This window comes from Mesorhizobium sp. RSR565B (assembly GCF_054719465.1).
Window position 1 is genome coordinate 728,258 of record NZ_JBTTIE010000001.1, and the last position, 23,724, is coordinate 751,981.

The following is a 23,724-nucleotide window of genomic DNA, read 5'->3' on the forward strand; positions in this document are numbered from 1 at the left end:
CGTACATCGTTGAATTCTGCGCCACTCTGAGCGCAAGGCTTAAGAGTTGAGCCTCATATCCACCCAGTCGCAGAGGCGCCCTATCCCGCTTTCGACAGAACACTGCGGCTGCCATTTCAGATCTGTTACTGTACGGCCTATTTCCGCTACAGCCCACCGGACGTCGCCGTTGCGGTACATCCCATTGACGTGCGGTTCCGGCGCACCGTATCTACCCGCAATGATCTTTGCCAATTCCAAAATGGTTGTCTTCTGGCCGGTTCCCACATCATAGGCGAGAGATTGAGAGAGTTCTGTCTCGGTCGCCATAACGATGGCTGAACCCACATCATCGATGAAGACGAAATCTCTTCCGATGTTGCCGTCCTCGTAAATCGGGATGCTTTTCCCTTCTCTGGCCATTCGAATGAAGAGCGACACAATTCCAGTGTACGGGTTGGTCAAGGACTGGCCCGGCCCATAAACGTTTTGCAGTCGCAGCACATTCACCGCAGACCCAAACGAGAGCGCCCAAGACCGGAGCATCTGCTCTTGTGCTAACTTCGTTGCGCCGTAAATGCTGCTCGGATGAGGAACTACGCTCTCTGCGTTCATCGACATTGGCTCTAGACCGAGAAAATCCCACTCCGCACGCTCAAGCTGCTGTCTCGATCTCTGACCAGGATATGTGACCTCGCCCGACTTCATGGATCGCCATGCCCCTTCTCCATAGACAGCGCGACTGGAAGACAGAACGAAGCGCTCTGGCACGTGCGATGCAGCGGCGAATGCATCGAGCATCCTTGAGGTGCCAACCACGTTCACCAGGGCGTGGCGCGAGGCCTCTGTAAGGGATTGCCCCGTGCCTGTCTCCGCTGCCAGATGCACCACGACGTCCGGTCGTACGGTTTCCAATGCCTGCGCCCAGGTCGAAGCCTCGGTCACGTCGGCAATTATGAGTTCGACCCGAGGGTCAAGTTCGACAGGACGTTTCCGTTCAGCGTGAATCTGGGGATGCAAACTATCGATGACAATTACACGCCCGAAACGGTCCGCCAACTTGGTCGACAGCGCACAACCAATGAATCCGGCTCCGCCGGTCACCACACATATTTTGGACATTCGATCAGCATTCCATGTTTCGGTGCGGGTGTTCGCCATCAGCGGCGACCCAATCTGAAAAGATTGGCGACGCGAAACTTGAGCATTTTGGAACACCACCTGACATTGCCTGAAAATGCCCGCAGAGGTGCAGTGACTCGCCAACTTGTTGAGTTCTTGAATTCTTCAACAGCAAGCTCGGTTTCAGTTATTTTTGCCTCAAGTGCAGTCGTCAACGCTTGCGCCTGCACAATTTCCTTATCGCGCCCTTCGACCTGTCGCTGCCACTCTTCTCGGCTCAGCGCAAAGTGTGCCTCGCACTCGCTCGCCCGCGTTGCCGCCCGCTCGCGCTCGACTGTCAGCGCAGCGATCTCGCTGTCGCGCTGTTCGACCTGTCGCTGCCACTCTTCGCGGCTTAGCGCGAACTGTGCTTCCCTCTGCCTCACCCCATGAGACGTATTCTCGTGATGAGCGACCGCTTGGCCCAAATGGGCGAAGGCTGTTCGTACAGCCCCCAGGCTGGAGCCTTGTCTGCCGGCTGCGAAAAGCGCCTCGACGGCCTTCGGATAACTGTCGCCAAGCGCCAGAACGCCAAGTCCGTGCCCATGCAGGAACTCGAAATGCGGCCGGCCCGCCGAGATCTCGCTCCAGAAACGAAAGACGCCGAAACCGCGCTCTCGCACATTGGTATCGTGAAAGAGCACAACGGCGTTTTGCGAGAGCTTCGGCCGCCAAACGTCGAAGTCATGCCGAACAGCTTCGTAGGTGTGCAGACCGTCGATGTGCAACAGATCGATGCTGTCATCCTCGAAATGGCTAACGGCCTCGTCGAATGTCGACCGCACTAGGCGTGAGAAGGAGCCATACTTTGGTGCGTGGTAGGCGACCAGATCGGAATAGACTTCCTCTCCGTAAAAACCCGCATGCTCGTCACCTGTCCAAGTGTCGACCGCGTAGCAATTGCAGGTCAGACGCAATAGCTCGATAGCTTGGCAAGCGGCACAATAGGAGACCCCGTTCTGCGTGCCAAGCTCCACAAACCGACGAGGTCTGAGCGCATCGACTAGCCAAAACATGAATGGGACATGCTCAACCCATGCAGATAGAGCCATGAGCTCAGGGAACCTGAATGTTGTCGAATTGAAAGGAATCATAGCTGCCTTTCCGGCCCAGCCAAGCGCATTGTCCCCACAATGGGCAAGGGCATCGTCAAGCGGGCCAAAGGCATTGGAGCACCTTTTCTGTCGACTTCTTCCAATCAGGCGAGGTCCACCCAAACGACGCTGCGAACTTTGCCCTCGACAACCGCGAATTGGCGGGGCGCTTTGATCTGGTTGGATAATCGCTGGTCGCGATGTCGCGTATCCCCGCATAAGGGCCGCCAACCCTCCGGCTCGTCTCCATAATATGCCGGGCAAAGCCGCTCCAGTTGGTCTCGCCGGTGCCGGCAAGATGATAAATGCCGTAGCCGTCAAAATCGCCGCGCAACACCGCCGCCGCATGCAGGATCGCGTCGGCAATATCAAGTGCGGATGTCGGATTTCCCCATTGGTCGGCGACCACGGCGATCTCGTCGCGGTCGCCGGCCAGCCGCAGCATGGTTTTCACGAAATTCTTGCCGAACGGGCTGTAGACCCAGGCGGTGCGCAGGATCAGATGGCGCGGATTGACGGCGGCCACGGCCAGCTCGCCGGCAAGCTTGGAGGCGCCGTAGACGCCGAGCGGTGCGGTGGCGTCGGTCTCGACATAGGCGCCGTCCTTGGTGCCATCGAAGACGTAGTCGGTCGACAGATGGATTACGGGCACGCCGAGCTTCGCGGCCGCCTCGGCGACCTTGCCGGCGCCGACGGCGTTCACAGCGAAGGCAAGATCGGGCTCGTCCTCGGCCTGGTCGACGGCGGTGTAGGCGGCAGCCGACACCACGATATCCGGCCGCGCTGCCGCGAGTGCGTCGAACACCGTATCGGGCCGCGCCAGATCGAGCACTGGGCGGCCGAGGGTGACGACCTCGATGCCATCGCGCCTCTGCCCGGCCTCCAGCAGGCTGGCAGCGACCTGACCGTCGCGTCCGGTGACAACCAGCCTCACGCCGCGCCCTTCCTGTCTTCAACCTGGCCGCGCGACCGGACTTGCCCCAGCCGCTCGCCGGCGTAGCGCTGCTCGCGGATCGGTCCCCACCACCATTTGTTGTCGAGGAACCAGTCGACGGTCCTTGCAAGGCCGCTGTCGAAACTCTCCGCCGGCGCCCAACCGAGATCCCGGCCGATCTTGGAGGCATCGATTGCATAGCGGCGGTCGTGGCCGGGCCGATCGGTGACGAAGCTGATCAAATCGCGGTAGCTCCTGCCGCCGCTGCGCGGACGCCTGATGTCGAGCAGGCCGCAGATCGTCTCGACGACGCCAAGGTTGGTACGCTCGGAATTGCCGCCGACATTGTAACTTTCGCCGGGCTGGCCCTTTGTGGCGACCAGTTCCAGAGCACGGGCGTGATCCTCTACGAACAGCCAGTCGCGCACATTGGCGCCAGCGCCGTAGACCGGCAGCGGCTTTTCGTCGAGCGCGTTGAGGATGACCAGCGGGATCAGCTTTTCGGGGAAGTGATAAGGCCCGTAATTGTTCGAACAGTTGGAGAGCACGACCGGCAGGCCGTACGTCTCGTGCCAGGCCCGCACCAGATGGTCGGATGCGGCCTTGGAGGCGGAATAGGGCGAGGATGGCGCGTAAGGCGTCTCCTCCACGAACATGCCGCCATCGAAGGGCAGATCGCCGAACACCTCGTCGGTCGAGACATGGTGGAAGCGGAAGCGCGCCTTCCTGTCCTCGTCAAGGCCGCGCCAATATTCGAGCGCCGAATTCAGCACCCGGTAGGTGCCGACGATGTTGGTCTCGATGAAGGCGCCGGGTCCGTCGATCGAGCGGTCGACATGGCTTTCGGCGGCGAGGTTCATGACGACGTCGATCTCGTCGCGGTGGAGGATGTCGAGAACCGCCCGCTCGTCACAGATGTCGGCCTGCGCAAATTTGTAGTTGTGTGCATTCTCGATGGTGCGCAGCGAGGCCAGATTGCCGGCATAGGTGAGCTTGTCGAGATTGGTCACATGGTAGGCGGGATTGGCGCACAAATGCCGGCACACGGCCGAGCCGATGAAGCCGGCACCGCCTGTCACCAGAAAATTCATGGCGCTCTCCTCACATCGTCGCGCGTCATGCGAACACCTCGGCCTCAGCAAGCGCCGACGCCTTGAGGTCCTTGGCCGAGAGCTCGAAGGCGCCGGCCGGCGACGGCCAATCGATGCCGATATCAGGATCGTCGAAACGGATCGATCGATCATGCGCCGGCGAATAGGTGTCGGTGACCTTATACAGAACCTCGGTGTCCGGCACGAGCGTGACGAAACCGTGCGCGAAACCCTTCGGCACGAGGATCTGGTTGCCTCTCTCGGCCGATATTTCGAGCGCGACCCATTTGCCGAAGGTTTTCGAGCTGCGGCGGATGTCGACCGCCACGTCGAGAATCTTGCCTCGGATCACACGCAGCAACTTGTCCTGCGCGCGTGGAGGCAGTTGATAGTGAAGCCCCCGCACGACACCTGCGGCAGCCGAATAGGAATGATTGTCCTGGACGAAACGCAGATCGATGCCGGCCTCGGCAAAGGCCTCGGCATTCCAGGTTTCGATGAAATAACCGCGCGCATCGCCGTGCCGCTTCGGCACGATTTCCAGCACGCCGTCCAAACCGAGCTGCCTGACTTCCAGCACCCTATGTCTCCGTCAGCTCGGTGACACGCCGGCGCAGATAGGCGGCGTATTCGTTCTTGCCCAGGCGCGTGGCGCGCTCAAGCACCTTGTCGGCGGTCAGCCAGCCCTGCTCGAAAGCGATTTCTTCAGGACAGGCGACTTTGATCCCCTGGCGGTGCTCGATCGTGCGCACGAAGGAAGAGGCTTCATGCAGGCTGTCATGCGTGCCGGTGTCGAGCCAGGCATAGCCGCGGCCGAGCTGATGCACGTGCAATTTCCCGCGCTCGAGATAGACGTTGTTGACCGCCGTGATCTCGAGTTCGCCACGCGCCGAGGGCTTGATCGTCGACGCGATGTCGACGACCTCATTGTCGTAGAAATAGAGGCCGGTGACCGCCCAGTTGGACTTCGGCTCCCGCGGCTTCTCCTCGATCGTCAAAGCCGTGCCGCTGAGCTTGTCGAACGACACCACGCCGTAGCGCTGCGGGTCCTCGACATGGTAGGCGAACACCGACGCGCCGCTTTGGCGCTGCGCAGCAGTGCGGCAGAGCTGCGACAGGCCCTCGCCGAAATAGATGTTGTCGCCGAGAATCATCGACACATTATCCTTGCCGATGAAGTCGCGGCCGATGATGAAGGCCTCGGCAAGCCCGTTGGGCTGCGCCTGCTCGGCATAGGAGAATTCGACCCCGAATTCCGAACCGTCGCCCAGCAACTCCCGAAACACCGGCAAGTCGCGAGGTGTCGAAATGATCAAAATCTGGCGGATACCGGCGAGCATCAAGACGCTCAGCGGATAAAAAATCATCGGCTTGTCGTATATCGGCAGAATCTGCTTAGAGATCGCTAATGTAAGGGGATACAGACGCGTCCCGCTGCCTCCTGCAAGGATTATTCCCTTCAACAAGCTCTCCTTGAATTACCGGCCCCCGCCTCGAAATCAAGTTGCCCGTGCTTAGGTTTCGCGCAATGGCTTGTCAATTCAATCTCGGCCGTGGATCGGCGCCAGAATTGCTCTGCATCTGCCGCCTCGCGGCAATTTGACCGACCAGGCACAAGCTGACGGTGCAAATGGGCGTGGCGATTTGGCAACCGGCTTGCACCATCGGCTGGCGGACGCGTGACAACAAAAAGCCGGCGGGCCTTGGACCCGCCGGCTCATTCATTTGTCCGGTTTCAGGGCTGCTTGGGCAGCAGCGACCATACCGCCGGCACCAGGCTGGCGGCGAGCGCAACCTTGATCAGGTCGCCGAGGACGAACGGCAAAACGCCGAACTGCCACGCCTTTTCCGCGCCGATGAGGGTGGCCAGCCAGGCAAAGCCCATGGCCATCATGACGATTTCGGCGACCAGCATGGCGTTGAACAACTTGATCGGGTGGCGGTCCCAGCCGCGGTCGGCGGCCCAGCCGACAATGGCCGCCATGACGACGAAGCCGGCGAGATAACCGCCGGTGCCGCCGATCATGTAGGCGATGCCGATGCCCTTTTCAGGCGTGCTTTGGAAGACCGGGAAGCCCATGGCGCCTTCGGCCATGTAGAGAAGCAGGGTAGCGACGCCAAGCCGCAGGCCAAATGCAGTGGCGATCAGCAGGACGGCCAGCGTCTGCAGCGAGATGTCGACCGGCCCGAGCACGACTTTCGTCTTGGCCGACAGGGTCAAAAGCAGCGTTCCGGCGATCGCCAGCAAAAGCTGGGTTGCCAGGCGCTGCGCGCCCTCCTGGGGCAAAGCGAGAGAAACAAGCGGGCGCATCGTCGTTGCAAGTGCCATGGTCTTCCCCAATCCGGATTGCCGCAGATCGCGGCCTTGCGTTTTTCTATATTGGCTTCCGTGTTATGCGGCAATCAGTTTTGCCGTCTTCCTGAACAGAGATTCAACGACACCGCCATGGCGCTCAAATTCGACACCAGCTTCGATCCGGCATATGGCGAGGGCGTCACCGTTGCGCCGGACGTCTTGCGCGTCACCGCCAAAAACCCCAGCCCGTTCACCTTTCACGGCACCAACAGCTACATCGTCGGGCGCGATACGCTGGCGGTGATCGATCCCGGCCCCGATGACGAGGCGCATTTCCAGACGCTGCTCAAGGTGATCGCAAACCGGCCGGTCAGCCATATCTTCGTCAGCCACACGCATCGCGACCATTCTCCGCTGGCCGCCCGGCTGAAAGCGCACACCGGCGCTATTGTACTGGCCGAAGGCCCGCACCGCCCGGCAAGGCCGCTGCGGATCGGCGAGATCAACCCGCTCGACGCCAGCGCCGACACGGTTTTCGTCCCGGAGATCGCGTTGCCCGACAATGCGCTGGTCGAGGGCGATGACTGGACGATCCGGACGGTGCTGACGCCGGGCCACACCGCCAATCACGCGGCATTTGCGCTCGAAGGCACCGGCATCCTGTTTTCAGCCGACCATGTGATGGCGTGGGCGACATCGATCGTGGCGCCGCCGGACGGAGCGATGGCCGACTACATGGCCTCGCTCGACAGGCTGATCGCGCGCGGCGATCGCCTGCTGCTGCCCGGCCATGGCGGCCCGGTGACCGCGCCGCGCAGCTTCATGCGCGGCCTCAAGACCCATCGCAAGATGCGCGAACGGGCGATCCTCGAACGGATCCGCGACAGCGACCGGACGATCCCGGACATGGTCAAGGCTATCTACCGGGACACCGACCCGCGCCTGCATGGCGCCGCCGGCCTGTCGGTGCTTGCCCATCTCGAGGACCTGGTGGCGCGCGGCCTGGTTGCTACCCAGGGTGACCCGGCCATCGACGGCGTTTTTGTGCCGGTGGGGTAGAACTACTCAGCCGGCGCGGCACCCACCTGCCCTGCAACCTCCTGGTCGAGTTCGGCGAGGAACCCGACGATGCGCGCCGCATTGTCGCCGAGGTCGTAGCGGCCGTAGCGGGAGGCTGAGCGCATGTCGACGACGATGGTGTCGCCATCATTGCTGACCCGGATGGCGACGTCGGCGGGCAGGCCTACGACGAAGCTCCGGGCAACGGCCGATATCGTCACCTCGTCTTGACCGTCCGTCACCGGATATGGCGCAGTAAGTTGCCAATCGCGGCGGTCGAGCACGGTTTCAACGGCGTCGACGACGGTTTCGAACGGCAGATTGTAGCTGTGCCCGGTGACCAGCGGATAGGCGTCGGCCTGCAGGCGCACTTCGCCAGGCGTTGGCGGCGCGAGCACGTTCATGTCCTTGGTGCGGTCGCTGGTCTCGAGCACCGGCGGATTGTCGAGGTCCGTCGAAATGTCCCTCAGGGGCGGCGTGGTCGCCGCCAAATAGGTGGCAAAGCCGTAGGGCGTCAGCACCAGCAGCGCCAGCAGGGCGCCGACCGAGAGGTCGCGGCCGCCACGGTCACCGAAATGCCACAGCCGGGACAAAGCGAGGCCGGCAAACAGCAAAGCGAACGCGGCAAGCAAGGCGACGATCGCCAGCACCCACAGGAAGGCCGGCGTTTCGACCAGTTCGAAATGATGGCCGGCCAGCACGGTGAGCAGCAGGACCAGGGCAAAAGCGCCCGTGCGCCGCGACCAGCCGGCCGCCTTCGATGTCTGCCGCTCGTCAATTTCCATTGTCTTCAGCACCGCCCCAACCCGCACAGACGCTTAGAGCAAAGGATGCTCAAATTGAACATCCCCTGCCCTAACGTTTTTGCGGCCGGTAGCTTGAAGGTCAAGGAAACGCACGGTCCCGGTCAATCCGTCGGCAGGCGGTAGTCGCTGAACTGCTTGCGCAAGGTGATCTTCTGGATCTTGCCGGTGGCGGTGTGCGGGATTTCACTGACGAAAGCGACGTCGTCGGGTATCCACCATTTCGGCACCTTGCCGTCCATGAACGCCAGTATATCGGCCTTGCTCGGCTCCTTGCCGGGCTTGGCGACCACGACCAGCAAGGGCCGCTCGCCCCATTTCGAATGATGGACGCCGATCGCCGCGGCCTCGGCGACATCGGGATGGCCGACGGCGAGGTTCTCCAGGTCGATGGTCGATATCCACTCGCCGCCCGACTTGATGACGTCCTTGGCGCGATCGGTGATCTGCATGTAGCCGCCGGAATCGATATGGGCGACATCGCCAGTGTCGAACCAGCCGTCCTTGTCGAACTGCTCGGCTCCGACGCCGCCATAATAGGCGCTGGCGACGGCTGGACCGCGCACCTTCAGCCGGCCGAAGGTCTTGCCGTCCCAAGGCAGTTCCTTGTCGTCGTCATCCGTCACCTTCATCTCGACCCCGAAGGGCGGGTAGCCCTGCTTGCCCTGGATATCGAGCCGGTCCTCGCCCTCGAGCGCTTGATACTGCGGCTTCATGGTGCACAGCGTGCCGAGCGGTGACATTTCGGTCATGCCCCAGGCATGGATGACTTCGACACCGTAATTGTCCTGGAATTTCCTGATGATGGCGCGCGGGCAGGACGAGCCGCCGATGACGACTTTGCTGAGATAGGGAAGCTTCTTGCCGGTGTCTTCCAGATGCTGCAGCAGCATCATCCAGACGGTCGGCACGGCGGCGCTGAAGGTCACCTTCTCGGTGTCGAGCAGCTCGTAGATCGAGGCGCCGTCCATCTTGCAACCGGGCATGACCAGCTTGGCGCCGATCATCGGCGCGCTCTGGCCAAGGCCCCAGGCATTGGCATGAAACATCGGCACGACGGGGAGGATCGTGTCCCGCGCGGAGAGGCCCATGGCGTCGGGCATGGCAGCAATCATGGCATGCAGCACATTCGAGCGGTGGCTGTAGAGCACACCTTTGGGATCGCCCGTCGTGCCGGAGGTGTAGCACATGCCGGCTGCGGTGTTTTCGCCGAAAACCTTCCAGGCGAAGTCGCCATCGGCCTCGTTCAACCAGTCCTCATAGGCAACCACATTCGACAGCGTCGTTTCAGGCAGATGCGCCTTGTCGGTCAGGACGATCACCTTTTTCAGCGATTTGACCGCGCCGGCGATCTTTTCCAGCAGCGGCATGAAGGTCAGGTCGACGAAGATCCCTCTATCCTGCGCATTGTTCATGATCCAGACGATCTGCTCGGGGAACAAACGCGGGTTGAGCGTATGGTAGATGGCGCCGATGCCCATGATGCCGTACCAGGCCTCTATGTGGCGCGCCGTGTTCCAGGCCAGGGTCGCGATGCGGTCGCCGAGCACAAAGCCATCGCGCTCCAACCGTTGAGCGACCTTGAGCGCGCGGCGATGAACTTCAGCATAGGTGGTGCGAACGACAGGACCTTCGATCGAGCGCGAGACGATCTCGCGCGTCCCGTGCTGCCGCTCGGCATTGTCGATCAGCTTGTGGCAGAGCAGCGGCCATTCCTGCATCAGTCCGAGCATCTGGTTCCTCCCATTGCTTCCTCGTTTTTCCCGTCTTTTGTTCCATTGTGGGACGAACGGACGGATTGTCCAGCCATGACGTCTCCAACCGTTAACGGCTGAAGCAAGCAGTGATCGAAAGGCGGGGAAAACCGCCACAATCCGGCCATCGTCGACGTTAAGGTTCGTTAACGGGGTAGGGGTGCGGATTGGCGACTGAAAGAGGTTCGCATGGACACGCAGCTCGACGGCAAGCAGATCGACGGCAAGCAGATCGATTACAGGCAGATCGACGACAGGCAGCTGGATGACAGCGAGGCCCAAGACGTGCAGTTGGACGATATTCGCCTCGACGACAAAGAGCTTGAAGACACGCTTGCCGCAAGTCTGGCCGATCTCGTGCCGGAGGCCAAAAAGGTCTCCGAAGACGAATTTGTCGAGGTGGTCGGCGGCGCCCTTGAAGCGGTCGGCGGCACGCTGCTGTTCAAAATGTGCGTCCAGAACGAAGGCGAAGGCCAGCATGTCGCCGCCGCATCGATCGGCGATGGCGGCAATCGCCAGTTCCTGCTGCTCACCTTGCCGACAGGCGGCGGCCCACTGAAGGTCGAGACGACGTCAAGAAGCACCAACCCGGTAGCCGGTATTGCCGCGGCCTATGCCGGCCTCATGGACGTGTTCAAGACCGCAGCCTGAGCATTCCACGCGGGATCGTTTTTAGTGATCGGAAGGCCAGCTCTGGGCTACTGGCGAAGGCTTGCGCAACGGGTTCTCCAGACACATTTTAGAGACATGGGAAGCATCCCGCACGCTCTCAATCGGACTGTGCTCCCAATCGAACAAGGAGAACCCCGCATGGACCAGATCGCCAACCCCGCCCCCGGCTTTCAGAGCAATCCCGGCAAGGTCATCACCGTCGAACCCTATCGCGGTACCGTGGTCGTGCGTGCCGGCGATACGGTGATCGCCTCATCGACGCGGGCGAAGCTTCTGTCCGAACCGCCCTACCGCCAGGCATTCTACATCCCCTTCGAAGACATCGACTTCACCCAGCTCGGCAAAACCACCCTGTCGACCCACTGCCCCTACAAGGGCGACGCCAGCTACTGGAGCGTGCTGCCGGCCAGCGAGACCGGCAAGGACGCAATGTGGGGCTATGAGCAGCCGTTCGACGAAATGGCTGAGATTCGCGACCACGGCGCCTTCTATCCCGACAGGGTGACGATCGAAGCAGCACCGGCCTGAGCAAGCGACTCAAGCCGCCGTTGCTCGCTTCGTCATCCCAGGGTCTTCGCGACGGAGCTTCGCTCCTGTTTCATCCTGGGATGACGAAGCTCAGAGGCCTCGGCTAATCTCAAACGTCGGCGACGTCAGTCCAAAGGCGGTGAAACTGCCTGCCGCCGCCTGATCCTAATCAGTCGTCCCGTCGTTGCCGACACCGTCGGCGTCATCCAGCCGCACGAACATCAGCCCCTTGGCCTTCAGCGCGAGCAGACCTTGCACGACGCCCTCGCCGGCGGCGTGGGTCGGCTGGTTGATGTGGGCGATGATGACATCGCCATCCTTGGCGGCGGCGATGCGCCGGGCGGTTTCTTTTGCGCCGAGCAACGAGCCGCCATCGCCGTTGATCGAAAAGCCGGCGACCTTGAAGCCAAGCTTGCGGATCATGGCGATAGCCGACGGGCTGTATTCGGCGGTCGCGCCGCGAAACCATTTCGGCGCCGGCTCGCCGGTGCCAGCGAGAGCGGCAGCGCCCGATTCGACTTCGGCCTGCACCGCTTCCGGGCTGCCGGCGCTGCGGATGCCATAGATCTTGCGCGGCGTGTCGACGGCCGGGATGTGATGGCCGCCATGGTTTTCCAGTTCGAACAGGTCCGGATGCGCGCGCATGATCTCGACGGCGGCGGCGTTGCGCTTCAGCCAGATACCGGTGACGAAGATCGTCGCCGGAATCCGGTTCTCCACCAGCGCCGACAGGATCCTCGTATCGGTCTGGCCGCCGCAGGCGTCGAGCGTAAGCGCGACGCGGCCGACACTGCTACCGTCCTCAGCCTTCAGATGCAGCGCCGGCTCGACAAGCGGCGCGGCCTGGGCCGAGGACACGGCCACGATAGATAGCGCCAAGGCGCAAAACAGCTTTTGCAAGGGATGCCTGTCTTGTCTGAGAATCGGCGCTGTCATAGCCGCATCCCAGGACCCGCAACAAGGCGGAAATCGGGATAGTGGCCGTGAGAAAGCTGATATCCCGACAATGTGACCGCCGCGCACCGTCAGACGGCGTGTTCCAGTTCCACATGCGTGCGTGACAGGACTTCGCGCACGGCCGCGACGACCGGTTCGACCTCGAGGCGCCAGACGCAGCAGGCCTTGCTGGGATCGAGCGGATTGCACAGGCTGCCCGCCACGCAATTGCACGGCATGGATGGCTGCAAGGCGAGGCTGGGCACGCCGACCGGTCCCCAGACGGCCGGGCTGGTCAGGCCGAAAAGGCCGACAACCGGCGTTCCGGCCGCTGCTGCCATGTGCATGGGGCCGCTCTCATTGCCGACAAACAGCCGCGCCTGCTGCAACACCGCCAGCAGCGTTTCCAGCGACAGCGCGCCGACGAGGTTGACGATCGACGCGGCACTGGCGAGGATCTGCTCGGCCGGCTTGCGCTCGTCAGGGCCGCCGACGAGTACGAAATCCAGTCCGGTTTCGCGCGAAATCGTGTCGATCACGGCGGCAAAGCGTTCATGCTGCCAGCGCCGGCCGTGAAAACTTGCGCCGGCATGCACCGCGATAAAGCCGTTTGGCCGCAAATGGTGTTTGTCCAGCAATGCCTGGGCCCTCGCCGTCTCCATCGGCAATGGCCGAATCGACGGCACCCGCACGCGCAGGCCGACGCCGAGCGGCTCGAGCGGCGAAAGGTAGCGGTAGAGATAGTGACGTTCGCCAAAACCGAACGGCTCGGCAAAGACATTGGCGGGCTGGCGCTCATGCCAGCGCAGCGGCCTTTCCGGAGGATTGTAGCCGATGCGGGTGCTGGCGTTGAGGAACCTGACGATGAGCCGCGATGTCTTTGAATCGGTGAGGTCGATGGTCAGGTCGAAACGGAATTGGCGCAGCTTGCTGATCATAGAATAGAGCTCGCGCCCACGCTCCAGCGGGGTGCCGCGCATGGCGGCGCGGCGGAAGCTGACGACCTCGGCGGCGATGCCGTGCGCGGTGACGAAACTGGCGAGGCGCGCCTCGCAGAGAAAGACGATCCTGACACCGGGATATTCGAGCTGCAGGTTCTTGGCGAGCGTGGAGGACAGAACAATATCGCCGATGAACTTGGTCTGGATAATCAGGATCGAGCGGAAGGGTCTGGGCGAAATCTGTAACATCTTTTTCTCGGCACCGGGCGGGTTGGGGGGCCGTGAAATTGGGAAGAAACGATGTCGGGATTGCGTGTTGGGGCGCGCACATCAGCGTGAATTTGCTTACAAAATCGTAAGCTTAGCGCCAAACGGCCACCCACGGGTGGCCGTTTCATCGATACCGAAAGGACTGTGTCGAAATCAGGATGCCGCGGCGCTCTTTTTGGGGCGCGGCACTGCTGTTTTGGCAATCTGCACCGCGGCTTGGGCTGCGGCCAATCTCGCGATCGGCACGCGGTAGGGAGAGCACGAGACATAGTCGAGGCCGACCTCTTCGCAGAAGCGGATCGAGGCCGGATCGCCGCCATGTTCACCGCATATGCCGAGCTTGATGTCGGGCCGTGTCGCCCTGCCCTTTTGCGCAGCCATGCGCACCAGTTCGCCGACGCCCTCGATGTCGAGCGAGACGAACGGGTCCTGCTCGATGATGCCTTTCTGCCGATAGGTCTCGAGGAAGGACGCCGCATCGTCGCGCGAGATGCCGAAAGTGGTCTGGGTGAGGTCGTTGGTGCCGAAGGAGAAGAACTCGGCCGTAGCAGCGATGACGTGGGCGCGGATCGCCGCGCGCGGAAGCTCGATCATCGTGCCGGTGAGATAGTCGATCTTGACGCCGGTCTCGTCCATGACAGCCTTGGCGACCGCATCGATGCGCGCCTTGACGTAGTCGAGCTCCTTCACCAGGCCGACCAGCGGCACCATGATCTCGGGAACGACCAGCGCGCCGGCTTTCTTGCCGGCCTCGACGGCTGCCTCGAAAATGGCGCGCGCCTGCATCTCGGCAATCTCGGGATAGGAGACGGCGAGGCGGCAGCCGCGATGGCCGAGCATCGGGTTGAACTCGTGCAGGGCTTCGGTGCGCTGCCTGAGCTTGTCGAGCGAGACGTTCATGGCGGCGGCGACCTCCGCCACCTCCGCTTCCGTCTTGGGCAGGAATTCGTGCAGCGGCGGATCGAGCAGCCGGATCGTCACCGGCAGGCCGGCCATGATCTCGAACAGTTCGAGGAAATCCGAGCGCTGCATCGGCAACAGCTTGGCAAGCGCGGTGCGGCGGTCCTTCTCGGTATCGGCCAGGATCATCTCGCGCATGGCGACGATACGCTCGCCGTCGAAGAACATGTGCTCGGTGCGGCAGAGGCCGATGCCTTCGGCGCCGAAGGAGCGCGCCATGCGCGCATCGAGCGGCGTCTCGGCATTGGTGCGCACCTTCATGCGGCGCACCGCATCGGCCCATTCCATGATGGCGGCGAAATCGCCCGACAGTTCCGGCTGCAGCATCGACACGGCGCCCTTCAGCACCTGGCCGTTGCTACCATCGATGGTGATGATGTCGCCCTTGCGGAAGGTCTGGCCCATCGACATCAGCGTGCCGGCCTTGTAGTCGACACGCAGCGAGCCGGCGCCCGAAACGCAAGGCTTGCCCATGCCGCGCGCGACCACGGCGGCGTGGCTGGTCATGCCGCCGCGCGTGGTCAGGATGCCTTCTGAAGCATGCATGCCGTGAATGTCTTCGGGGCTGGTTTCGATGCGCACCAGGATTGCCTTGCGACCTTGCGTCTTCAGATCCTCGGCATCGGCGGACGAGAAGACGATCTCGCCGGTCGCGGCGCCCGGAGAAGCCGGCAGGCCGACGCCGATGACATCGCGCGCGGCCTTGGGGTCGATGGTAGGATGCAACAGCTGATCGAGCGAGGCGGGATCGATGCGGGCGACCGCCTCCTCCGTCGTGATCAGCTTGTCGCGCGCCATTTCGACGGCAATCTTCAGCGCCGCCTTGGCGGTGCGCTTGCCGGAACGCGTCTGCAGCATCCACAATTTGCCGCGCTCGATGGTGAATTCGAGATCCTGCATGTCGCGGTAGTGCTGTTCCAGGCGGTCGGAGATGTCGACGAAGGACCGGAACGCGTCCGGCATCAGTTTCTGCAGCGACGGCTTGTCGGAGCCGGCGGCGATGCGCGCCGCCTCGGTGATGTTTTGCGGCGTGCGGATGCCGGCTACGACATCCTCGCCCTGCGCGTTCACCAGGAATTCGCCATAGAGCATCTTTTCGCCGGTCGAGGGGTTGCGCGTGAAGGCGACGCCGGTGGCCGACGTCTCGCCCATGTTGCCGAATACCATGGCCTGGACATTGACCGCCGTGCCCCAGCTTTCCGGGATGTCGTGTAGGCGCCGGTAGGTGATGGCGCGGTTGTTCATCCAGCTGGAAAACACCGCGCCGATCGCCCCCCACAGCTGCTCGTGCGGGTCCTGCGGAAACGGCTTGTCGAGTTCCTCCTCGACCTTGGCCTTGTAAAGGGCGATGACGCTCTGCCATTCCTGCGCTGTCAGTTCGGTGTCGAGCTCGTGGCCGAGGCTCGCCTTCTGGTCCTCCAGGATTTCCTCGAACACTTCGTGGTCGAGACCCATGACGACATCGGAATACATCTGAATGAAGCGGCGGTAGCTGTCATAGGCAAAGCGGGCATCGCCGGAATCGGCTGCCAACGCCTCGACCGTCTCGTCATTGAGGCCGAGATTGAGCACGGTGTCCATCATGCCCGGCATCGAGGCCCTGGCCCCGGAGCGGACCGAGACCAGAAGCAGCTTCGACGGATCGCCGAAACGGCGCCCCGTCAGCTGCCCGATATGGTCCAGCGCCTTGACGACATCGGCCTGCAACGCGGCCGGATAGCTGTTGCCGTTGGCGTAATAGGCGTTGCAGACTTCGGTGGTGAGGGTGAAGCCCGGCGGCACGGGCAGGCCAAGACTGCACATCTCGGCCAGATTGGCGCCTTTGCCGCCGAGAAGGTTGCGGTCGCCCGCACGTCCCTCCGCGGCGCCATCGCCGAAGGTGTAGACCCATTTGGTCATGCTCGCCCTCCAAGTCCTCGGAAGATAGAACACCGGGGCCAAGACCCGGTTCCCCCGCGTTCCGACCCGAGCGTTATTATGCTGCAGTGCGAAAGGCAAGGTGTGGCAGCGAAGCCCGGCGACTACAATCGATTAAGCAAAAGCTGCGTCGAAAAGACTTGCCGGATCGCTGCCCAGGATATAGAACATATAGGGAACAAGTTGGGAGCAGCGTGATGAAACTCAACGGAAAACTCGACTATCTCGAACTGCCCGCGACCGGCGCGACGCTGGACAGCGTCAAGGCTTTCTACAGCGCCGCCTTCTCGTGGTCGTTCACCGATTACGGGCCGACCTATTCGGCCTTCGGCGAAGGGCTCGATGGCGGCTTCCAGGCCGATGCAGCGGAGGCGCCGGCGAAACCATTGCCGGTGCTCTATTCGCAGGATCTGGAAGCAACGCTCGACGTTGTCGAAAGCGCCGGCGGCACGATCGTCAAGCCGATATTCTCGTTCCCGGGCGGCAGGCGGTTCCATTTCACCGATCCCGCTGGCAACGAGTTGGCGGTCTGGGGCGAATAGCGCGTCCCCGCGCCAAGCGGTGGATCAGTTTTGCACAGTGGCCAACTCGGCATTGAGCTTTCGTGCCGCTCGTCCTATAAGGCCGCGCGCAACGGGCAAAGCTCGCTTGCTGGGGCGTCGCCAAGTGGTAAGGCATCGGTTTTTGGTACCGACATTCCCAGGTTCGAATCCTGGCGCCCCAGCCAAATCACATGCCTTTGGAATCAATGATTTACCGACCTTATCGATGGCTGCCGTCAGGAGCTATCTGACTCCCACGCGACCCCGACTCCGTTGACAGAGCCGGGGCCGTGCGGAGAGGATCAGTAATCGTTGTCGTCCTGGATGACGACGGGATGATGCCGATGATGTCGATAATAGCGATGATGGCTGCGCTCGATCGAGCCGGTCACGATGACCGTATCCCGGCGATGATGTCTGCGGCCGTGGTCGTAGAAGGCAACCGTGCCGTGTCTGCGGTGATGAAGGCGTTGACCCTGGTCATTGATGACCTTTACGCTCCTGTGATGATGTCGATGGTGGGTCGTGATGACCACGTCAGCTTCGGCTGCCGGAGCTATCGTCGGCATGGCAATGAACAGCGCCAAGGCGCTCACGATCATTGTTTTCATTGTAATATCTCCACCTGCTAATTATCCCTTCGCGGGGATAACCGCGTCCCATCCCTTTGGTTCCGAGTAGCGTCGTCGGTCCACGGGCGCGATCAGTGACGGCTGCTCCCGTGCAACACGGCGTATCGAAAGAAGAAGTTGCGACAGCAGCTCCTGTTGGCAACTTCTGGTAAAGGCGCTCTTTCAAGCCGACCACCAGGGTTACGCCACTCGACAAAGGAGCGCTGCACAGGACCCTTCTATGTCGTCGCGTTCGATCTCCTGATCTGTGACGGGAAACACCCGTCTTGCGAGGAAGACCGTCGGCACAATTTGTGAGATTTACGAGACCAATCAGGCCATCTTAGATCGCCTAAGTCGGGCCGTCTCAGATCCCGTAAGAAAGTGCAAGGTAAACCACCGGCGCCAAGATCAGCAGAACCGCGATTCCGATAACCACTGCGATTGCCAGGCGCTCTGTTCGCCTGACAAGCTCAGCGACCTTGTCGTCGTCAGCCGATGGTATGAGGTCAAGAACGGAAGAAACCTCCGCAGGACTGTCGTTGTCGTTTGCGGGTCGGGTTGCGCCGTCACGCACAGATCTCTGGACAAAGGTCACTGTTAGCCTCGCTATTGAAACGCACGCCGTTGGCGGTGTCACGACAATCGGGTGCCCGCTAACCTCTCAGGAATGGCGGGCACCCGATTGACCACCGATGAAGGGACTCATGCTCGGCAGCCCGGTTCCAATGTATCGGGAGGGCATAGGTTGCCCGCCTTCAGGCCTATGGCTCCGACGTCAGGACTTCAGTCATACCCTGTTCGGACCTTGGTCTGGCAATCGACGAAGCGCTGGCCGCCATTTTGTTTCGACGCAGAAAATGCGGGAACATTAGTAGGCTCTTACGAGTTCACTCCCAGCAACTAGTTCGGGAGAGATACGGTGAACAACATAATCTGGCTCATCGGAGCAGTCGTTATCGTGATTGCGATACTGAGCTTCCTGGGCTTCCGATAAACGTGGCAGCTGAATTGCGGTCGGAGCCTATTGCCATCTGTGCCTTATAGGCATCGCTTTCGCGTTGGCCGGGCGCTTTGCATGTGGGCTTTGGCGTTCGCTCTCAGGTGGCGCTTAAATTCCTTCTCTTCGAACCTTACAGAATGCGCGTCGCAAGCAGGTCGCAAGGGCGACGGTCCTGTTGCAACAGTCGGATCGAGGCCATCGCCGACGAAATCAACAAAGCATGCTGCGTCAGCTCGCCTCGCGCATCGCCTCGGCGGCCTGCAGATCGACCGAGACCAGTTGGCTGACGCCCTGCTCGGCCATGGTCACGCCGAACAGGCGGTTCATGCGCGCCATCGTGATCGGGTTGTGGGTGATGATGACGAAGCGCGTCTCGGTGGTCGCGGCCATTTCGTCCATAAGGTTGCAGAAGCGCTCGACATTGTGATCGTCGAGCGGCGCGTCGACTTCGTCGAGCACGCAGATCGGCGCCGGATTGGTCAGGAACACGGCAAATATCAGCGACATCGCCGTCAGTGCCTGCTCGCCGCCGGACAGCAGCGTCATGGTCTGCGGCTTCTTGCCGGGCGGACGTGCCAGGATTTCGAGCCCGGCTTCGAGCGGGTCGTCGGATTCGATCAGCTGCAGTTCGGCCGTGCCGCCACCGAACAGATGCGAGAACAGCCGCTGGAAATGGCCGTTGACCACCTCGAAAGCGGCAAGCAGCCGTTCGCGGCCTTCGCGGTTCAGGCTCTGGATCGCTTGCCTGAGCTTGCGGATCGCCTCGATGATGTCCTCGCGCTCGGAGACGATGGTCTCCAGCCGGTCCGACAATTCCTTCTGCTCTTCCTCGGCGCGCAGATTGACGGCGCCGAGCCGCTCGCGCTCAACCTTCAGCCGGTCGAGCTGGCGCTCGATCTCGGCCATTTCCGGCATCGGGCTGTCGGCTTCCAGGCCAGTATGGCGAATGACCAGATGCGGCGGCGTGTTCAGCGTTTCCTGGATGCGCGCCTCGACCTCGAGCCGGCGCTCATCGGCGGCGGTCAATCGCTCTTCGGCGCGGACGCGGGTTTCGCGGGAATCGGCCAGCGACTGGATGGCCGCGGTGGCGGCCTTGTCCAGCTCGGCCTGCTTGTTCTCGGCCTCCTGCAAACGGTCGGCGGCCGCCTTGCGCAAGGTCTCGGCCTCGGTCAGCTGCGACAGCAGCGCGCGCCGCCTGGCGTCGATCTCGTCGGGGGCGTCGGCCAGCGTTTCGCGCTCGGCCTCGGCCTCGGCCCTGCGCTCGCCCAGCGAGGCAATCTGCGTCGAGGCGTTTTCGGCCCGCTGCAACCAGTTGCTGCGCTCGGCGCCGATGGCGTCGAGCCGGCGCGTGCGCGCCTCGGCTTCGCGGCGCAGGCCTTCATGGACGGCGCGCGCGTCGGCCAAGGTTGCGCGGTCCCTGCCGACATTGGCGGCGGATTGTTCAAGCTGCAATTGCAGGTCGCCGAGATCGGGGGCGTCCTGCAGCAGCATTTCGGCCTCGGCGAAGGCGGCGGCCGTTTCTTCATGGCTGTCGACGATTCGTGCGCGCGCCTCGTCCAGGGCGGCGCGGCGGCTTGCCAGCTCGCCACCGGCCTTTTCGGCCTCGGCCAGCGCGCTGCGGGCGGCGTCCAGGCCGTGCTGGGCATCGCGCCCGGCCTGGCGGGCATTGCGTTCGGCCTCACTCGCCTGGCGGAGTGCATGTTCGGCCTGGGCAAGGGCAGCCTCTGCCTCGCGCATGATCTGCGTCGCCTGCACCGCCTCGGCATCGAGCTCGGCCAGCCGGTTCTTCTGCGCCAGCCTTTGCGCGGCCGCGGTCGGTGCATCGGCGCTGGCGGTCAGCCCGTCCCAGCGCCACAGCGCGCCGTCACGGCTGACCAGCCGCTGGCCGGGGGCAAGCAGCGTCTGCAGGCGTTTGCCGTCGGCGGCATCGACGATGCCGATCTGCGCCAACCGGCGGGCAAGCTGCGAAGGCGCGCGCACCACGCTGGCGAGGCTCTTGAGGCCTTCCGGCAAGGCCGCATCGCCTGGTTGAACCTGGCTTTCGCCCCAGTGCACCGGCGCGCTGCGGTCGAGCGGCACGTCGAGATCCTCGCCAAGCGCAGCACCAAGGGCCGTCTCATAGCCGCGTTCGACGCTGAGTTGCTCCAGCACCGACGGGAAAAGATCGCCGCTGGCGGCATTGAGGATCTTGGCCAGCGTGCGGGCTTCGGTCTCGATGCCGGCGAGTTCGGCCCTGGCATCCTGCAGCGGCGGACGGGCGGCACTCTCGGTGGCGCGCGCCTCGGCGACCGCCTGTTCGGCAGCAATGGCGCCGGCCTCGGCCTCCTCCAACCGGGCGAGCGCGTCCTCGACCAGAGCGCGCTTCTCGGCGGGATCGGGCAAGCCCGCAACCTTCGACATAATCTCGGACAATTCGCGGTCGACATCGGCCAGATGGCGGGCAAAGCGATCGCGGCGTTCGGCGTTTTCGCGCAGCGTGCGTTCGATCTGATTGCGCGCGGCGGCGGCCTCGGCGCGTTCGGCGGTTAGCGCAGCGAGCTTGGCTTCGCTCTGCGAGAGCGTTGTGCCGGCCTGCTCGAAAGCGGCCCGCGTCGTGGCCTCGCGTTCGGCGGCGCCGGCATTTTCGGAATTGAGCGTGGCTTCTTCTTCGCGCAGGCGCTCAAGAATATCCGCATTGTCGCGCACCATGCGCTCCTCGCGCGCGATGTCGCCGTCGAGCTGCTGCAGCCGGCGCTCGAGTTCGGCCTGGCGGGCGCGGATGCGGCCTGCCTCCTCCTCGATCTGCGCCTTGGCGATCGACAGGCGCTGGAAGGCGGCAGCCGCGGCGGCCTCGGCATCGCGCAGATCGGGCAGCCGGTGGGCGCCGATGCCTTGCTCACGGGCGGCAGCCATCTGGGCGGCGGCGCGGTCGCCGACCAGAGCTGTGGCAACCGCCAATGCCGAACGCGCATCGCCCTCCTGGGTTTTGGCCAAAGTCCAGCGCAGATGCAAGAGCGTGGCTTCCGCCTTGCGGATATCGGCCGACAGGTTCTTGAAGCGCGATGCCTGGCGCGCCTGGCGCTTAAGGCTTTCGATCTGGCTCTCCAGTTCGCCGACGACATCGTCCAGCCGTTCCAGATTTTGTTCGGCCGCCTTCAGCCGAAGCTCGGCCTCGTGACGGCGCGTGTGCAGGCCGGAAATGCCGGCGGCCTCTTCGAGCAGCGCGCGGCGCGCCTGCGGCTTGGCCTGGATCAGTTCGCCGATGCGGCCCTGTCCGACCATGGAAGGCGAGCGCGCGCCGGTCGACTGGTCGGCGAACAGAAGCTGCACGTCCTTGGCGCGGGCTTCCTTGCCGTTGATGCGGTAGAGCGAGCCGGCTTCGCGCTCGATGCGGCGCGACACTTGCAATTCATCGGCGTCGTTGAAGGCGGCGGGCGCGGTCCGGTCGCTATTGTCGAGGAACAGCGTGACTTCGGCGGTGTTGCGGGCCGGGCGCGTTCCCGAGCCGGAAAAGATCACGTCGTCCATGCCGGACGCGCGCATGTTCTTGTATGAGCTTTCGCCCATCACCCAGCGCATCGCCTCGACAAGGTTCGACTTGCCGCAGCCATTCGGCCCGACAATGCCGGTCAGGCCACGTTCGATGACGAACTCGCCGGGTTCGACGAAGGACTTGAAGCCGAGGAGGCGAAGGCGCGAAAACTTCATTCGCGCCTGCCTGGAAGGCACAAAGGTGCGCTGACGCCGAAGCGCAGTCGCTCCGGCGCCGCCTGGACGTCAGAGCAGAGGGTCGATGATGGCCGATATTTCCTCAATCGACATCGCACCTTTGTAGGTTTTCCCGTTGATGAAGAAGGTCGGCGTCGAGTCGACCTTGAATTCATCGGCGCCGCGCTTCTGGACCGATCTCACATCGTCCAGAAGTTTCTGGTCCGTCAAGCAGGCCTCGAAGGACTCCTGTGTAAAACCGGCGAGCTTGGAGATCTGCAGCAGCGCATCCTTGGTATTGTTGACGCCGACCCAGTTGGCCTGCTGCTTGAACAGCACGTCGACCATCGGGAAATAATTGTCCTTCGAACAGCGCGCCAGCATGAAACCGGCCTCGGCGCTCGGATCGAATGGGAATTCGCGCAGGATGTAACGCGCCTTGCCGGTGTCGATGTATTTGGTCTTCAACTCAGGGAAGGTGGTCGCGGCGAAATGCGCACAATGCGGGCAGGTCATCGAGGCATATTCGACGATGGTGACCTTGGCGTCATCCTTGCCGAGCTGCTTGTCGGGCAAAGCGCCGGGCTTCAGCAGTTCGGCCATGTCGACATTGCCGGAAGACTCCGGGACCTTGACGGCGGCCGGAGTGGCAGGCGTCGAAGCAGGCGCGGGAGCCGCAGGCTTCACATCCGCTGCTTTGGCGTCCTCGCCTGAATCGCTGCATGCGGCGAGCATAGCCACTGCCGGAATGACGGCCAGCGAAGACAGGAGGTTTCTGCGGGACAAGCTACGGTTCATGCGAATCACCTGACTGTGGTTTGATTTTGCAACGCAAAGGCTAGAAAAGGCGAGAGTTGGCGGGAATTAAGGCATCGCCGTCCCCATTCCAATCGCCAAACTCTACATGCAGGATCACGAATGCGCGAGATAGATGACGCGTTCATGACCGACTGATTGCCGGTTGATTACCTTGGCCGCTTCCTTTGGCCAAGAATTGTGGCGCCAAGACGCTCCAGCGAGGCGCGCAAGCCTTCATCCTCGATCTTGCCGACGGTATCGGACAATTTGGCCTTTTCGACAGAAGTCAGTGCTCTCGGCGTCGGTTTCGGCCGGGCTTTGTCCCTCAGCACCGGCTTTTGCACGATCCGGATCCTGCCGATCGCGTTGAAGCCGAGAAAGGCATTGACGCGGTTGATGATCTCGCCGGTCTCGTGCTGTAGGTGCAGCGCGGCCATGCCCTCGCAGGCGATGACCAGCACCGCCGGCTCGAACGGATCGTCCTCATGCATGCGGCGCGGCCACTGGATTTTTTCGGGGCGCGAATGGCCGGCGAGCCTGGGGCCGGCGATCTCTTCCCATGACTGCACCAGCCCGATCGAAATGCCGGCCCGCTTGCGCAGCACGGGGTCGAGGATCGCGGTCGCGAGATCGCTCACCGGAACGGGATTGCCGTAAGGCGTTCTCCCTGCCATGTACGTTCTCCAGC

At 62.7% G+C, this 23,724-nt stretch carries 20 protein-coding genes and 1 tRNA gene; 5 read left to right on the top strand and 16 right to left on the bottom strand.

Annotation, left to right across the window (positions count from 1 at the left end; all coding sequences use genetic code 11):
* Positions 1 to 39: 39 nt before the first annotated feature.
* From ACYG9R_RS03615 to ACYG9R_RS03645, 7 genes are all read right to left on the bottom strand, one after another.
* The gene (locus ACYG9R_RS03615) at positions 40 to 1,140 is read right to left on the bottom strand and encodes an NAD-dependent epimerase/dehydratase family protein (protein WP_280800230.1); all 1,101 of its coding nucleotides are present in this window, start codon (positions 1,138 to 1,140) and stop codon (positions 40 to 42) included.
* Positions 1,140 to 2,234: a class I SAM-dependent methyltransferase gene (locus ACYG9R_RS03620; RefSeq protein WP_023824234.1), complete on the bottom strand. Its 1,095-nt coding sequence runs from the start codon at positions 2,232 to 2,234 to the stop codon at positions 1,140 to 1,142. Before ACYG9R_RS03620 ends, ACYG9R_RS03615 begins: the two co-directional genes overlap by 1 nt.
* Before the next feature lie 55 nt (positions 2,235 to 2,289).
* A complete protein-coding gene (gene rfbD, locus ACYG9R_RS03625) occupies positions 2,290 to 3,168 on the bottom strand; it encodes a dTDP-4-dehydrorhamnose reductase (RefSeq protein WP_023824235.1) in 879 nt (292 codons plus the stop codon).
* On the bottom strand, positions 3,165 to 4,259 hold the full coding sequence (rfbB, locus tag ACYG9R_RS03630) for a dTDP-glucose 4,6-dehydratase (protein ID WP_023824236.1): 1,095 nt from the start codon (positions 4,257 to 4,259) through the stop codon (positions 3,165 to 3,167). The genes rfbD and rfbB overlap by 4 nt, the downstream gene beginning before the upstream one ends.
* Positions 4,260 to 4,284: 25 nt before the next feature.
* A complete protein-coding gene (gene rfbC, locus ACYG9R_RS03635; protein WP_023687179.1) occupies positions 4,285 to 4,839 on the bottom strand; it encodes a dTDP-4-dehydrorhamnose 3,5-epimerase in 555 nt (184 codons plus the stop codon).
* Between the two features lies 1 nt (position 4,840).
* The gene (gene rfbA, locus ACYG9R_RS03640) at positions 4,841 to 5,722 is read right to left on the bottom strand and encodes a glucose-1-phosphate thymidylyltransferase RfbA (protein WP_023698135.1); all 882 of its coding nucleotides are present in this window, start codon (positions 5,720 to 5,722) and stop codon (positions 4,841 to 4,843) included.
* 272 nt (positions 5,723 to 5,994) lie between these two features.
* Positions 5,995 to 6,588, bottom strand: coding sequence for a biotin transporter BioY (locus tag ACYG9R_RS03645; RefSeq protein ID WP_023703207.1), 594 nt, complete (start codon positions 6,586 to 6,588; stop codon positions 5,995 to 5,997).
* Positions 6,589 to 6,705: 117 nt separating this feature from the next.
* Here ACYG9R_RS03645 and ACYG9R_RS03650 point away from each other — a divergent pair, with 117 nt between their 5' ends.
* Positions 6,706 to 7,614, top strand: coding sequence for an MBL fold metallo-hydrolase (locus ACYG9R_RS03650; protein ID WP_023692735.1), 909 nt, complete (start codon positions 6,706 to 6,708; stop codon positions 7,612 to 7,614).
* Between the two features lie 2 nt (positions 7,615 to 7,616).
* Here the strand turns inward: ACYG9R_RS03650 and ACYG9R_RS03655 are convergent, their stop codons facing one another.
* Positions 7,617 to 8,399 (bottom strand): DUF1499 domain-containing protein, encoded by a 783-nt coding sequence (locus ACYG9R_RS03655; protein ID WP_023703206.1) that lies wholly within the window; start codon positions 8,397 to 8,399, stop codon positions 7,617 to 7,619.
* Positions 8,400 to 8,521: 122 nt separating this feature from the next.
* Entirely contained in the window at positions 8,522 to 10,150 is a 1,629-nt protein-coding gene (locus tag ACYG9R_RS03660; RefSeq protein WP_023703205.1) for a fatty-acid--CoA ligase, read from the bottom strand.
* A 312-nt stretch (positions 10,151 to 10,462) separates the two neighbouring features.
* Between ACYG9R_RS03660 and ACYG9R_RS03665 the strand changes: the two genes are divergently transcribed.
* Both ACYG9R_RS03665 and ACYG9R_RS03670 read left to right on the top strand, forming a co-directional pair.
* A complete protein-coding gene (locus tag ACYG9R_RS03665) occupies positions 10,463 to 10,822 on the top strand; it encodes a hypothetical protein (protein ID WP_023824237.1) in 360 nt (119 codons plus the stop codon).
* Between the two features lie 159 nt (positions 10,823 to 10,981).
* Positions 10,982 to 11,371 carry a DUF427 domain-containing protein gene (locus ACYG9R_RS03670; protein ID WP_023670696.1) on the top strand — a complete coding sequence of 130 codons (390 nt, stop codon included), beginning with the start codon at positions 10,982 to 10,984 and terminating at the stop codon, positions 11,369 to 11,371.
* A gap of 165 nt (positions 11,372 to 11,536) precedes the next feature.
* Here the strand turns inward: ACYG9R_RS03670 and ACYG9R_RS03675 are convergent, their stop codons facing one another.
* The 3 genes from ACYG9R_RS03675 to ppdK form a co-directional block, all read right to left on the bottom strand.
* Positions 11,537 to 12,307, bottom strand: a complete 771-nt coding sequence (locus ACYG9R_RS03675) for a polysaccharide deacetylase family protein (RefSeq protein WP_050485822.1) — start codon at positions 12,305 to 12,307, stop codon at positions 11,537 to 11,539.
* A gap of 89 nt (positions 12,308 to 12,396) precedes the next feature.
* On the bottom strand, positions 12,397 to 13,497 hold the full coding sequence (locus ACYG9R_RS03680; protein ID WP_023670694.1) for a glycosyltransferase family 9 protein: 1,101 nt from the start codon (positions 13,495 to 13,497) through the stop codon (positions 12,397 to 12,399).
* 174 nt (positions 13,498 to 13,671) lie between these two features.
* Positions 13,672 to 16,377, bottom strand: a complete 2,706-nt coding sequence (gene ppdK, locus ACYG9R_RS03685) for a pyruvate, phosphate dikinase (protein WP_023670693.1) — start codon at positions 16,375 to 16,377, stop codon at positions 13,672 to 13,674.
* A gap of 215 nt (positions 16,378 to 16,592) precedes the next feature.
* On the opposite strand from ppdK, the gene ACYG9R_RS03690 reads away from it, so the two are divergent.
* On the top strand, positions 16,593 to 16,937 hold the full coding sequence (locus ACYG9R_RS03690; protein ID WP_023670692.1) for a VOC family protein: 345 nt from the start codon (positions 16,593 to 16,595) through the stop codon (positions 16,935 to 16,937).
* A gap of 110 nt (positions 16,938 to 17,047) precedes the next feature.
* A tRNA-Gln gene (locus ACYG9R_RS03695) sits at positions 17,048 to 17,122 on the top strand.
* 117 nt (positions 17,123 to 17,239) lie between these two features.
* On the opposite strand, the gene ACYG9R_RS03700 is transcribed toward ACYG9R_RS03695, so the two are convergent.
* The 4 genes from ACYG9R_RS03700 to ACYG9R_RS03715 form a co-directional block, all read right to left on the bottom strand.
* On the bottom strand, positions 17,240 to 17,548 hold the full coding sequence (locus ACYG9R_RS03700; protein ID WP_023670691.1) for a hypothetical protein: 309 nt from the start codon (positions 17,546 to 17,548) through the stop codon (positions 17,240 to 17,242).
* Positions 17,549 to 18,779: 1,231 nt separating this feature from the next.
* Entirely contained in the window at positions 18,780 to 22,238 is a 3,459-nt protein-coding gene (smc, locus tag ACYG9R_RS03705) for a chromosome segregation protein SMC (protein ID WP_460221806.1), read from the bottom strand.
* A 69-nt stretch (positions 22,239 to 22,307) separates the two neighbouring features.
* Positions 22,308 to 23,036, bottom strand: coding sequence for a DsbA family protein (locus tag ACYG9R_RS03710; RefSeq protein WP_023692056.1), 729 nt, complete (start codon positions 23,034 to 23,036; stop codon positions 22,308 to 22,310).
* Positions 23,037 to 23,203: 167 nt separating this feature from the next.
* Positions 23,204 to 23,710: a DUF721 domain-containing protein gene (locus tag ACYG9R_RS03715; RefSeq protein ID WP_023687168.1), complete on the bottom strand. Its 507-nt coding sequence runs from the start codon at positions 23,708 to 23,710 to the stop codon at positions 23,204 to 23,206.
* Positions 23,711 to 23,724: the final 14 nt, after the last annotated feature.